8 protein-coding genes are annotated in these 13,418 nt (G+C 65.8%); 5 read left to right on the top strand and 3 right to left on the bottom strand.

All coding sequences use genetic code 11. The features are described from left to right. Positions 1-82: 82 nt before the first annotated feature. Genes ACZ60X_RS24440 through ACZ60X_RS24425 form a run of 4 tightly spaced genes read left to right on the top strand, consistent with a single transcriptional unit; the run spans position 83 to position 5,053 of the window. Entirely contained in the window at positions 83-859 is a 777-nt protein-coding gene (locus ACZ60X_RS24440) for a class I SAM-dependent methyltransferase (protein WP_469602163.1), read from the top strand. After that, a complete protein-coding gene (locus ACZ60X_RS24435) occupies positions 856-3,510 on the top strand; it encodes an SUMF1/EgtB/PvdO family nonheme iron enzyme (protein ID WP_469602160.1) in 2,655 nt (884 codons plus the stop codon). Before ACZ60X_RS24440 ends, ACZ60X_RS24435 begins: the two co-directional genes overlap by 4 nt. Then, complete coding sequence (locus ACZ60X_RS24430) at positions 3,507-3,773, top strand: hypothetical protein (protein WP_469602157.1); 267 nt, start codon at positions 3,507-3,509, stop codon at positions 3,771-3,773. Before ACZ60X_RS24435 ends, ACZ60X_RS24430 begins: the two co-directional genes overlap by 4 nt. Then, positions 3,770-5,053, top strand: coding sequence for a hypothetical protein (locus ACZ60X_RS24425; RefSeq protein ID WP_469602154.1), 1,284 nt, complete (start codon positions 3,770-3,772; stop codon positions 5,051-5,053). Before ACZ60X_RS24430 ends, ACZ60X_RS24425 begins: the two co-directional genes overlap by 4 nt. A 302-nt stretch (positions 5,054-5,355) precedes the next feature. Here the strand turns inward: ACZ60X_RS24425 and ACZ60X_RS24420 are convergent, their stop codons facing one another. Continuing rightward, on the bottom strand, positions 5,356-6,057 hold the full coding sequence (locus tag ACZ60X_RS24420) for a hypothetical protein (RefSeq protein WP_469602151.1): 702 nt from the start codon (positions 6,055-6,057) through the stop codon (positions 5,356-5,358). A gap of 583 nt (positions 6,058-6,640) precedes the next feature. Here ACZ60X_RS24420 and ACZ60X_RS24415 point away from each other — a divergent pair. Further along, on the top strand, positions 6,641-7,249 hold the full coding sequence (locus ACZ60X_RS24415; RefSeq protein ID WP_469602148.1) for an SMI1/KNR4 family protein: 609 nt from the start codon (positions 6,641-6,643) through the stop codon (positions 7,247-7,249). 75 nt (positions 7,250-7,324) lie between these two features. Here the strand turns inward: ACZ60X_RS24415 and ACZ60X_RS24410 are convergent, their stop codons facing one another. Together ACZ60X_RS24410 and ACZ60X_RS24405 are read right to left on the bottom strand one after the other, a co-directional pair. Then, a complete protein-coding gene (locus tag ACZ60X_RS24410; protein ID WP_469602145.1) occupies positions 7,325-11,605 on the bottom strand; it encodes a golvesin C-terminal-like domain-containing protein in 4,281 nt (1,426 codons plus the stop codon). A gap of 269 nt (positions 11,606-11,874) precedes the next feature. Then, complete coding sequence (locus tag ACZ60X_RS24405) at positions 11,875-13,362, bottom strand: penicillin-binding transpeptidase domain-containing protein (protein WP_469602140.1); 1,488 nt, start codon at positions 13,360-13,362, stop codon at positions 11,875-11,877. Positions 13,363-13,418 lie beyond the last annotated feature (56 nt).

Raw genomic sequence — 13,418 nt, 5'->3', positions numbered from 1 at the left:
TTGCGGCGTCAGCACTCGCGATAGCCTGCCCTGTGCCTTGTGCGGCACAACCGGCGACACACGTGGGGCACCGAGGGGGATCGTGGAGCGGCGCGATGTGCGAGGTCACTACGAGGAGTTGGCAGCAGAGTACGACGAGCACTGGGTCTATGGTCCGCACTACGTTCCCTGGATGTCCGGTCAGGTCACCAAGGCGCTGCGGCTCGCCCCGACGGACCGGATCGCCGACATCGGGTCCGGCACGGGCCTGTTCGCCAGAGAAGTGGCCAACCAGCTCCAGCCTCGCCATCCCATCCTGTGCATCGATCCTTCCGAGGCGATGCTTGGTCAGCTCGGCACGCCGCCTCCGCACGACCTGACGCCGATCGTTGCTTCCGCCGAGGACGTCGCCGAAGGGCGTACTCGTCTGCCGTACGAGCAGTTGGATGCGATGTGGCTGAAAGAGTCGGTGCACCACGTGGCCAATCAGCAGCACACGCTTCGCGGCTTGGCCGACCGGCTGGCGCCCGGAGGCCGGCTGCTGGTGGTGATGCTTCCGGCCACCATCCAGTACCCGCTGTTCAAGGCGGCACTTGCGCGCTTCGAGGAGTTGCAGCCGGACCCGGCCATTATCGAGGGACATCTGCGCACTGCTGGGCTGGAAGCCAGCCTCAGTTACGTCGAGCATGAGCTGCGCATCGACCGGGACAAGTTCCTCGGCATGGTGCGCGCCCGCTACATGTCCCTGCTCTCCACCTTCAGCGACAGCGAGATCGAGACGGGCATCGAAGAGATGCGCGTCGCCCACCCAGAGCCCGTGCTGGCGTTTCCCGATCGGTTCGCATTTGTCCTCGGTCGGCGATGTGGGGAGTCTTTGTGAGCGCCATCGTCGACGAACGGCTGCGACGCCTGCGGAGTGAACTCGACGACCACTCCCGGATCGCCGATCGTCTGGGGCTTGATCTGGAACGGCCGTTACGCTCCCTCAACGACGGCTATCCCGAGAACGCGGTCGCCCTGGTCGGGAAACTGACCGAGAAGCTGCTCAAGGAGCTGTGGCGCCACCACGACGTCGAGGGCGACCCTTCGACGAAGGCTCTGAACGACCTGGTCAAGCGCTGTCGTCCGTACATTCGCAGCAGTACGGTTCTGGACGCGCTCGACGACATCCGGCGGCTCCGTAACCGGTCCACCCACGACGGCTACGACATCAGCGACGAGGACGGGCTGCTGGCGGTCCGCAGGCTCGTCGACGTGCTGGTCTGGTTCACCGACACCGGGAGCGCGGCGCTCCTTGGCGGTGAGCCGGACATGGCGCCCGAGGTGGCCCGCCGCTGCGAGTTCCTCGCCGGGTTGTACGTCACCCTCGGCTACCGGCAGGCCAAGCGGTTCGTCCTCAGCCCGGACACCGTGTACCAGCTGTTCTGCCGTGAGTCGGGGATGCGCCTGGAGTACGTGGAGCTGATGCTCTCTCGGGACGCCGACGACCTGAGTACCGTCCTTTCCTCCAGCGACGGGGAGCTGCTGCGCACCCGGTTACCCAAGCTCACGCGGTTCGTCGTCCTGGACGACGACGGCGGTGCGGAGCCCGGAGCCCTCCACCGGATGCTGGGTCTGGACTTCCGGATCGTGCGTTACGACGGCTTCGTCGACACCCTCGTCAATCTCGATACCCACCTCGCCGATCTCACCACCGCTGGCAACCAGGGGGAGCCGCGGTCTGCTGTTGCCGCGGCAGCGCTGACCATTGACCCGCACACCGGCGAGTCGAGCATGGAGCAGTCCGGCGATGCGGCGAAGCTCCTGACTCGCCTGGCGTGCGGCAGTGCGAACGTGCTGGTCACCGGTCGTCCGGGGAGCGGCAAGAGCACGCTTCTGCGCTCGCTGGCTGCCAACCCCGAGGTCCGTCGCTTCCGCTTCTACTTCGACCTCGGTCTCAAACCGAAGGACGAGCCGTTCTCCGAGTACGCGGCCCGCCTCCTCGCACCGGCCATGATGTCGGACCGCTCGCGTGCTTACGACCTCTTCCTCTACCTCATCCGTTCCGGGACCGCGCTGTGCGTGCTGGACGCCGTCGACGAAGGTGTCGACGAACCGAGCTCTGCCGGCTTTCTACGCCTGTTCACCGATCTGGCGGCCGTCCTGTCTGCCGAATCGGCTGTGGTCATGAGTTCTCGGGTGTCCTTCCTCGCGGACTCGCCGCAGGTACGTCAGCTGCTGGACAGCGGCGCGGGCCGCTCCGAGCAGTTGGTCGAGCAGATGTACGCGAACGGCCTGGATCCTTCCCGCGTGCCCCACTTCCATGTCGTACGCCTGGCGGAGCCTGACGCAACACCTCTTGAGAAGCGCCTCACCAAGGCGCTGAACCTTCCGGCGGGGAAGCCGCTCGCAGACATCCTGGGCGCTCACATCACGCGGACGCTGGCCGAGAGTGGTCAACCCGACCTGGAAAAGGGGTTACCCACCGCGTTCGGACATGCCTTCCTCACCGACCGCGCCGTGTTCTCCGTCCTCGACATACATCGGAAGCTGGGGGCCAACGCCTTCAAGGACGGACGCCTCGATCTCGGTGCCTGTGTCCTTGCTCCGCTGCTGCGGCCCGCTGGGCCCGATCACGTCGCGTTCGTGCACACGGCTTACCAGGAACTTCTGGCCGCCAGGTTTCTGACCGAGCGGGCGAACCGAGACCTTGCAGCTGATCTTCCGGGCGGCGCCTTCCTCACCGAGCAGGTGCGCGCATTCCTCGCCGGCATGCCCAGCAGTCCAGGGACTGGCGACTGCGTGTTGCCTGCCGGAGCCTACTTGGTCGGGCCGCCCGAACGGCTGCTGATGCGCCGAGTCGAGCATCCCGTTCGCTTCGACCGCTACGCCGTGACCGTCGCGCGCTACCGCCGCTTCCTCGATGCCCTCGACGTGGACGGCACCTCGCAGTGGGACCACCCCGACCAGCCGGCGGGCGTCACACACCGCCCTTGGACCGACCGACTGCGGCAGCCCGACTACTACGAGAACCCGCGCTACGACGCCCACCCTGCCATCTGCGTCAGCTGGTGGAGCGCATGCGCCTTCGCCGCGTTCGAAGGGAAACGTCTGCCGACCTCCCTGGAGTGGGAGGCCGCTGCGCGCGGCACCGATGGGCGCCTGTTCCCCTGGGGCGAGGCCCCCGACGGTACCCGTGTCAACTGCGCCGACACGTGGGTCGGTCGACCTGTGGTGACGTACCAGGCGTGGTACCGGGACTTCGCCGGTGACGCTGTGCGCCGAGCCGGGGCGACCCCCGTGGACGAGCGACCAGGCAACCGCTCCCCGTTCGGCGTCCTCGACATGGTGGGCAACTGCTGGGAATGGACATCCACCAGCCTGGACGACCCCGGCGAGGCCGTCATCTGCGGTGGCAGCTACGACAACCCGATGCGGGCGGTGCAGAGCAGCAGCAAGGGCATCTACCGCAAGCGCGGTGCGAGCAACGCAGTCGGCTTCCGGTGCGTGCAAGACGTCGACACGTCCCAGGCAGAGGAGACTACGGCATGAGCGGAGGCGGGCCGCGTCACGGAACCATTGTGGACAGGCGTCCAAGTGGCGGAGGGATAAGTGGTGCGCTTGGCTCCTACATCGTCCGGGACGACGAGGACGAGCGTTACTACAGCTTCGACTACCGGCAGATCGTGACCGAGGGATTCCGAACCATCCGCACAGGCGAACGCGTCCGCTTTCACGCCAGCAACGAAAGCCCCGACCGGGCCGAATTCGTCATTCGCCTCGACCAGCCCGACCCAGCCGAGTACTACCGGTGAACCCCCATGAAGTTCCGCTGCTTGAGGATGTCACGGGCGCACGCCAGGAGTTGACCGTCATCCTGCCCGTGCGGCTGTTACACGTCCCCAACTGGCCCGAGGGTCCGTTCCCTTTCGAACTGGGCAGTCGCCGCACCGACGCCCGCACCCGGTCCACCTACTTCGCCCCTGCCTCCGCCCGCGCGATCTACGGGGCACCCGGGCGGCCACGCCGCTGGCACCTGCCGCTGGACGTCAAGCAGGACGGACTCCACCTGCTGGGCATGGAACTTCTCCGCGCGGCCACAGCTCGCAATCCAGAACATGCCCTGGCCGTCTTGCACTTGAGCGTCGAAAGACCGCTGCTGCCCGTACTGCGCTCTCTGGCCGGCCGACGGCCGAGCCCCATCGACGATCCGCTCGCAGGTCCCCTTGACCCAGCCGGGCTTCTCGCCGGCATCGCCGACGTCCGCAATCCAGACGCACCCTTCGCCATAGCCAGGCCCTACACCATCGCCTTCATGACCCCTACGTCACAGCAGGCCTCAGCCCTCCGCTCCGGCCTGGAAGGGGCGCTGCCTGCAAGCGCGGATCGCTGGCTGTGGCAACTGGCGTCACGCTCCACTCCGGACGACTTTCCCCTGCCCCCAGAGACTGCCGGCGACCAGCTCAAGGACGTTGTCAGGATCTCGGCAGACTGGAGTGCCCTCGTACTACGTCAAGGGGCAGCCTTCCTCGGCCACCGGGCCGATACCGGCGCCGGCGACTTCTTCGAATTCGCCGCACTGCACTCCCGCACCGTCTATCTCGACGCCCTGCTCCTCGGCGCACTCCAGCGCGATCACATCGACGAACTCACCGACGAACTCTCCGAGGTGTTCAACTCATCACAGCTGGCACGCCGGGTTGCCGCACTGGAGAGGAATATCGCTGTCTTCCGCAGCACCTACTGGCGGCAGCACCTCACGGCACACGGGGCAGCGAACGATCTGCTGCTCGCCTTCCAGAATCAGCACCGGCTCCCAGCCCGATTCCATGAAATCCTCGCTGAAGCCGCCGACTACAGCAGACTCGTACAAACTCAGGAAAGCCAGCAGATCAGTGGGGCCCTCGGCGTCCTCACCATTCTCGGCCTGCCACTCGGCACGGCCCTCAGCATCCTGCAAGTCCTCGGCGACAACTCCGTGGCAGACCTGCTCATCGCACTGACACTGTCGGTCGCCGCCGCAGCCGGGGCCCTCACCACACGGTATGGGCGCTTGGTCTTGTCATCCCTGCGAGGCAGGGATGACAAGGCGTAGGACGCTGCAACCTGCCAGGTGACCGGGCCGGGTAAGACCGACCAGTCGGCCTTCGGTCGATCCCGAGACGGACTGCCGTCGCACCGCATCCGGGTGCTCAGTTGAGCTTCACCGACGCCGACGGGCTACGGTTAACCTGCTTCGCCACCAACACCAAGCACACCCCGATCGCCGATGTGGAACCCGGCGCCCACCCGGCGTGACAGCCGGGTCATCAGCCTGCCCACGTGACAGAAATCCCCGCCTTGAACAGGCAGAAAGGGTCCGTCAGCAAGCTGACGGACCCTCATGCAAGATCGAGGTTAGTGCTTCTTCATGATTTTGAAGTAGGTTGTGCCCAGGTTGAGCTGGAACACCATGCCGTACTGTTTGCGGATGGCAGCCACCGTGGCGGAAGACGGTTCGCGCAGACACCGTTTGACCGGTGGATCATTTTCACACGGGCCTGTCGGTTCGCCGATGAAATTGGGTTTCCATTGGCGGTCGCGTACCGGATCCCACTTCAGACTCTGACTGACGGCGTCACGCGAAGGTATTTCAGGATTGCGTTTGTCGTACGGTTTCCGGTAGTAGTCGATGAGCGCTTCGTCTGCTGCGTGGTTGAACTCAATGCCGGGTACGTTCCGGTCGCCGGCTGTGAGGATCCCGTCGAGGACGGGCACGATGTGTTTCGGGTCGGCGCCGAAGTAGGCGGTGACATTCAGACCGCAGCTGATCTTGTACAGGTCGCTGTCCCTGGCCTCCAGCCATCCCCTGGCCGTTCCGCCCCAGCAGGCGTCGCTGACCACGACCAGGCCGAGCTTCAAGGGCGTGTGCTCGACGTACGCCTGAACCGCTTCTCTGAGCCCAGCTTCCGACTTCTGCCTGGCGTTGACCGCTTCCGGGCTTCCGGCAAGTTCGCGGACAGTCTTCTCCGGTACAGCTCGGTCCTCCGCCGAGCACGCGGACACCACCAGCGCCAGAAGCATCAATGGCGCTGTCTTGACCTGCTTGACCCGCTTCATGAACGTGGGTCTCCTCCCGTCCGCCCTCAGCATGCAGCCCACGTGCGGCCGACAGCATGAGTATGTGTACTCAAAAACCGCGTGGGGAAGCTCTGTTGGACTTCCCCACACGGTCTGGCAGGGTTGCTTCTTGGGCCAGGCGCCCAGCGCGGCCTCCAGGGTGTCCGCGTACAGACGCGCCGCGGCGTTGCCGGGAACGGTCATGCAGGTAGGCCCGTCATCAGGCGTTGGACACCCGGGTCAACCCCGGCTACCCGCCCCATCTCATGTCGTGCACCTCGGTGTTGTCCGCGTACGCAGTGAACGCGATCCATGAGCGGCGGGTGAACGAGGCCCGCAGCCTCTCGGGTAGGGCATGCGGCGACCTGGAGCCGCGTCCGTCTGTCATCTCCTCTGATCCGCGTCCTGGCGCGCCACTGCGAGGACGCCTGGTGCGGCCGGTGTAGTCGACCGGGCTCAGACGCAGGATCGGCGCACTGAAGACGAGAGTGGCCGGCGTTCCGGGCACCTTGCTGACCGACCGGTCCCCCCAGAAGGCTCCGATCGCGGCCGGTGAAACCGTGCACGTGATATAGAAGTGGTCATGGCGACCGAAATACCGGGCCTTGCCCAACTGTGGCGTAACTTCGAGAACTGGCTGGCCGAGCACGCTCCCGGAGACTATGAGTCCTTGCTGCCGGGAAGTTCGGAGGGCGATATTAAGCGCCTGGAAGACGGGCTTGGCTTCTCCATCCACGAGGACATGAGGACAATCCTCAGGCTCCATAACGGCGTGACCATGCGTAGCGCCAGTACGGATCCGGGAGCCTTCCTCCTCGGCTACAGCCTATTGGACGTTGACAGCATTCTGGGGGCCTATCGAGATCTCGTCTCGATGGTGGAGGATGCTCGCGAGGAGGGCGACGAGGATCTGGTCGTCGGCCGCATCGCCGACAGCCGGTGGGTCCCTCTCGCTCAGAATATGTCCGGTGACCTGCTGTTCGTGGACCATCGGTATCATTATTCGGGAGAAGTAGGGGAAATTTCGTTCGGTGATCCCGAGTATCGGATGTTGTGGCCGCGTATGGATCTCATGATGGCAGATCTGTGTAAAGCGGTTAAGGCCCTGACCCCGGTAACGGTAATTCCTCGAGCTCCTTCTGTGCATGAGGGGCGCATGATTGAGTGGAATGTTCGATCGGCGCAGGAGTAGCCTCCTGACGGGTGTGGAGCGGCCCGCTGGATGTGGAATCATCCAGCGGGCCGCTTGTTTGAGTCAGCGATCGGGTCAGTTGATGTTGCAGACCTGGCTGAGATCGCAGGTTTCGAAACCGGTGTTGACGTAGTAGGCGTCGTTGTCCAACAGTCTCACCGCTGTGGTGAACCGGCCGAGCTCACCGCCGGCTGCCGTGTTCTGGGTGGTCGTGATGGCCGCTCGTCCGCAGATCTCGTTCCATGTGGGGTAGGCGTAGTTCTCGTCGAGCTTGAGCGTGAAGGTGCCGTTGGGGTTCTTCACCGCGTACATCTGCACGCACGCCTTACCTGATGGCAGTGTCATGCCGCCGCTTTCACGCGACTTGGCGAAGGGGTACTCGTCGCAGCTCTTCCCGATCGCGTTCGGGTTCGGATTCCACTCGGCTACCGCACTGAGGCACATCTTCTGACGGTTGCCATACGCGGTCGTGTCATCCGCAAGGCGGTGAAGTGGCTTGTTGTATTTCTTGCTTCCCGGGTGGGATGCCAGCTTCTCCATCAGAATCCAGTAGTAAGCTGCGGCGGCCGGGTACTTGGCCGAGTTGAGGAACATGGTCGGGGAGACCTTGGGGAAGACGCACCCGGTGTTTCCGCCGACCTGATTGTCGCAGCGGATGGCGAAAGCGTCGTCCTTCCACTCGTTGTTGGCCGTGGCGGAGGTTCCGGGGGAACTCCAGCTGGTGTTCCAGTCCAGGTTGAGCGTCGCCTGGCCTCCGGCGACTTTGTTCCAGCTGTAGGTGTCGGTCCGGGAGGCTGTGTGCTGGTCCCCTTGTGTCCAGGTGGTGCTGCCGCTCCAGGCACTTGGCGGGGACGCGGTGCAGTCGGTCATGGCAAAGCAGTTTTCGAAGTAGTGGTCAAGCGTCGCGGAGGGCACGCCTGTCAGGTCCGGCAGGGAGAACTCTGTCCAGGTGATGAACTGCCCTGATGTGGGTTCGAGCTTGATCTCCTGGACGATCTTGACGTTTCCGCCGCCGATGACGTCACCACTGCTGTCCCTGACGTACAGAGCGTAGCCGCCGCGCAGGCATCCCTGGGTGCGTGTGTACTGGAAGTTGGATCCGGGTGCGGTCTTGCACCAGGGAACCGGCTCGGAGCTTGCAGTGAGGCTGTGAGTGGATTTCGGTGGGGCTTTCTTGGCCGGGCTCTTCGGCAGTTCGCTCCATGGCTTGTAGGGGCCCGTGCACAGCTTGGTCCCGTCGCTGTTCGCGGAGCACGCGTTGGTGTTAGCGCCTGTGATGGCCTGTCGGGTGTTCTTGGGTGAGGCGGCTAGGCCTACGGGTGTGGGTGCCGGGGCGACGTCAGGTTTCTGAGCGGCGATGTCGTCGACGTCCGGAGCGGCAGGGTTCTCCGCTGGGAAGTTGACCTTGGGTATACCGCTGAAGTCGCCGGGTACGAAGGCGACTGCCCCCCAGGCCAGGTCCTTGTCGGCGGTGCCGTCCGCCGTGGCGTTGGACAACTGCACCTCCGGCGGCTGGTCTTTGAAGTTGTAGGCGCCCAGCGATACCCATTTGTTGGATGCGTTGGCACCCTGGTCGATGGTCTTGGTGACCGTGCCGAACGGGGTGACGATCGTGTAGGAGGCGTTGGACACCTGCGCACCCGTGTCTGGGATGTGCGCGTAGACCATGGCTCCGCCGCCGGAGATTGCCGAGTTCAGCTTCCAGTCACCGAGGATCGTCATGCTTCCGCTGTCGCCGCCGAGGTGGTCGCCGTCGCGGGCGTGGGTGTACCAGAAGTGGCCGCCGTAGCCGCCCCCGACCTGGTGCAGGTCGGCCTTTGCGTTGAAGTGCGTGCCCATGGTGTCGGCGTAAAACGTGAACTGGAAGCTGCCGGAGGAGGTGGTCTGCCCGCAGTCGCTGTACGTCTCCGTGCCGTTGGGTACCGAGGCCACCACCTGCGCTCCGCTGGGCGCCCCGGAGCAGACCGGAGTGCCGTTCTTGAGCCGGTAGCCGCGCCCCGGCTCCGGGATCAGCGACTGGTATTTGATCAGCTCGTGCCCGCACTCGGTGGCGCAGTTCGTCTTCCACGTGGCGTTGGGCTTGTTGAACCAGAACTGTGCGTAGCACTCCTGCGTGCCGCAGTTCGGCGGTGTGTTCGGGTCGCAGTTGTTGTCGCTGTTGCAGAAAATGCTCAGCGGTGGCGAGACCTGGCTGCGTACGGCGTCGCTGTTCCACCAGGCCGGCCGGAATCCTGCCGAGGAGAACCCGGACTCGCCGGGCCAGTCCTGGCGGCCGTTGGTGGCGTAGGAGTAGCCGGTGTCGATGGACCAGGCTGCCCAGCCCATCACCTTCTCCTCGTACGGCCAGTCCTGCGGGTGTGCCGCGTCGTGGTTGGCCTCGGTGCCGTCCACGGAGGTGTCCATGAACGGGTGGCCCCAACTCTTCTTGTAGATGGGGTTGGCGGGGTTGTTGTACCAGCCGAGGCCCCAGTGTCCGCCATGCTGCGAGGCGTCGGACGGCGGGTTGAACCCGAGGTTGTAGTTCCAGGCCGCGGTGAACCAGTTCTCCACGTAGGACGGGTCGTCGTTGTTGACGGTGATCTTCTGTCCGTCCTTGTGGACCTCGTTCCACTTGTCGGCCAGGATCTTCATCGACGCGGCGATGTTGGTCGCGTAGTCGATGGCGACGGCCTTCTGCAGGGCCGGCGACAGGCTCGTCTCCCCGGGCTTTTCATGCCCGGCCAGGCGCATGCCGTCGGTGACCTGCCCGACGCCATAGCCGCAGTCGGACTTGTCCCAGTTGATGTTCCAGTACGAGTCCGGATTACCGGGGTCGATCTTGTGCCCGTAGTAGCCGTCGACCGCAGCGAGCGGGTTGCCCATTTGGCCTGGGATGGAGCCGGATTCGGCCTGCCACAGGTTGGACTCCTGGGCCATGATGCCGAGCATCACGTTGGCCGGGATCTTGCCGCCTCCGGTCAGGGTGGGCGGCGGGAACAGACCCTGCGGGTCGATGCTGCTCATCCCGGTCTGGTTGCGGTATCCACCCTGGTTGAGGTAGCTAGCATGCAGGTCACCGCGTACGGCCATGTCGACGGCCCACTCGACCTGGTTCGGCGTCGGCTGCAGCGCCTGCGCGTTGACGTCGTTGCGGGAGACGGAGCACCAGCGGTCGGGATCGGTCGGGTCGTGCGACACGATCGCCGTTGCGGTCCGTGCCAGCTGCGGATGCTTGCCCGAGCCTGCGCCGGCTGCGGCGGACGCCTTGTGGACCGAGGCGAGGGCGGGAGACAGCACGTTTCCCGCGGCGGCTGGCAACGTGGGCGAGACCTGCTGGCTGAGCCTCGTGCCGGTGCCCGTGGCGGTGGAGGTCACCGTCAGGGGCGGGGCGGCTTTCAGCATGCCCGGTGCCTGCGCTGCCTGCGGCGATTCGGGCTCGGTTTCAGTGAAGCCCTTTCCGGCGTTCTTGATCCGGTCGACGCCCGCGCGCAGCCCTGAGGTGAGGACCGGGTTGACGGCGAGTCGGCCCAGGCTGGAGATGTCCGTGCCCACGGCGGCGTTGATCCGAGTGATGCCGCTGCTCAGTGTGTGTGCGGCACCGGACGGGTGCCCGACGAGGAACACGTCGGAGGAACCGCCCCGGACCAGGTCGAGGTCACCGAGCCTGCCGTCGGCCACGACAGCGGCCTTGCCCTGCGCGCTCCATACCCGGGCACGCGCGCGCTTGCTGCCGTCGCGCTCGACGAAGGCCACCTTCCCGCCGTCGACCGGGTGGATGTCGAACGGTATGCCTCCGGCCGTGAGCAGGTCCTGGACCTTGCCCTTGTGGCCGAGGTGGACCAGATGCCGGCCCAGGGCACCGACCGCCCCGTCCTTGACGGGCACGGCGCTGGTGACCTCGCCCTTGGTGGCCGACGCACTCAGCGTCTTGCCGGCGGTGTTCACGGTCACGACGCGGGTGCGGGTCGCGGCTGGGTCGTTCATGTCACGGAACGCGGTGAACGCGGCCGTGTGCGTCTGTGGGTTGCAGGAGGGGTCGAAGTACGCCAGTGATGCGGTGAATGGCAGCTTCGTCACCGTGCCGGAGTTAAGGTCCACGATCGCCGCGAACGCACCGCCCTGCATCAGGTCCGGCTTGTTCGTGAAGGTGCGCGGTGCGTAGACGACAGCGGCGTGGTCGTGGTCGATGACGCACTGGTTGCCGATCCACGAGTCCGCCGGCAGACCCGGCTCACTCAGACTCGTGACCGCCTTCCACGCATACGCCTTGGCGCTGTCGGCGACGAGGATCCTCAGCCCGTCGCTGTCCGCGGCCGCTGTCACGGCGCGGTCCGTACTGGTTTCCCAGCCCCTGCCCAGCTTCTTGTCCGGATCCACCACCCCTCCGGACTCTGCCGGTCTGCCGTGGCCTTGTGCGGGCGGGGTGTGCGGAGCCGCGAGGGCTGTGGTGGATTGTATGAGGCTGCTGGTCAGCGCGGCGCAGGTCACCAGGGTGGCCCAGCGCGCGTGTATTCGTCTTCTGGGTCTCAAGAGAGGTTCATCCCGCTTCTCGTTGAGGTTCCCGTGCCTCTTTTGGGCACGGCTCGGCCCGCCCACGGCCGACACGAAGAAAGGTGACGGCCGGGCGGGAGTTTCCCTCGGGGGGATCAGCCGGTGGCGTCGAGGACCGCGCGGACGACGGCCTGGGCGGTCTCCGGCCGGTGTGACTGCTCGGCGACGGTGGCCGCTACGGCCAGGTCGCCGCGGTAGGCGGTGAACCAGCCCATGACGGGCTGGTCACTGTCGGCGAACTGGTCGGCGACTCCTCCGAACGCGGAACCTTTGATCCCGGAGGCATCGGCGTACGCGCGCATCAGCGCCCGTAGCCCGTTCGCGACCGGGCTGGGCAGGGGTCGGTGGGCGCGGGCCGGTGTCTTCCCGCTGGTTTTCGGATCGACGAAGAGGGGCTGTTTGAAGGAGCCGCTCTGGATGGTGGCGGTGAGGGAGGCGAGGTTGAGCGTGTTGAGGCGGACCTCGCCCCGACCGATGGCCGCGGCGGCTTTGTCGGCACCGTCGAGTTCGGGTACGGCGCCGTCGGCCGTGGTCAGACCGGTCTGCCAGTCAAGTCCCAAGCCGAATACATCACGTGCCTCGGAGGCGAGATCCTGGCCGGTGAGTCCGCCGGCCAGCCGGACGAAACCGGTGTCGCAGGCGTGAGTGAACACGTCGGTGAACCGGCCCTCCTGGGCGCTCCGGTTGTCGGGATTGGTAAAGGTCTGACCGCCGTAGGAGGTACTTGCGGGGCAACCGGCCGGGGTGCTGGAGGTGACCACGCCGTGGTCCAGGAGGCCTGCGGTGGTGACCAGTTCGAAGACCTGTCCTGGGGCTTGTACGCCTTCCAACGTAGGGTCGGAGTCTGTGCCGGTGGTGCGGGCGGCTAGTACGTCACCGGTGCTGGGGCGGATGACGACCACGGATGCACCGGGATACTTGGCGGCCGCTGTATCCACGGCCTGCTGCACCTTAGCGTCCAGCCGAGTGGGGACCTGCGCACTCTTTCCCCCGTGCAAGGTGGCGACAACGCGTCCGCCACCGCTGTCGCCAGTGGAGGAGAGCCGTATACCCAGAGCTTGTTGGCCTGTACCGGCGTAGCGGTGTTGAAGTTGCGTCAGAATCTGCGTCAGGCCTGGGTGGTCGTGGGCGGTCAGCAGCTTGCCGTTGCGGTCCGTGGTGACGGGGGTATCTGACCGGGCGAACGGTTGCAAGAGGTAGCCGCCGCCGTCGGGCAGGGCGGGGTTGATCACGTAACTGTGCCAGGAGACCAGGGGGTGGCCCGTGGTGTCGTCGCTCACCACGGTCAGCTTGGAGCTGTATTTCCAGGTTGCGTTGCTGCCGGCGTACGACAGGCGTGCTGTCGCATTGAAGGGCACGGTGTCACGGCTGGTGCTCTCGGGAGTCAGTGACAAGGAGGCGACACCGGTATCGTCCCGGTACGCGGCCAATTCGGTCCGGGCCTGGCGGGGGTTCGTGGTCAGCCGGGCGGCTTTGTCCAAGTCACCGCTCTGCCACGCGGAAAGGAATGCGTGAGCGGTGCCGGTGACCTCGTCCGACGCGGGCGCGTGCGTGGGCGTGTCGCAGGCGGCCGCGCCGGCCATGAGGGTGGCCGCGAGTACCAGCGCGGTGGTGGGGCGACGGTTGTTGCGCATCGGCT

This window comes from Streptomyces sp. NPDC104106 (assembly GCF_055584345.1).
Note: the sequence above shows the minus strand (reverse complement) of the source record. Positions and strands in the feature narration are given on the sequence as shown.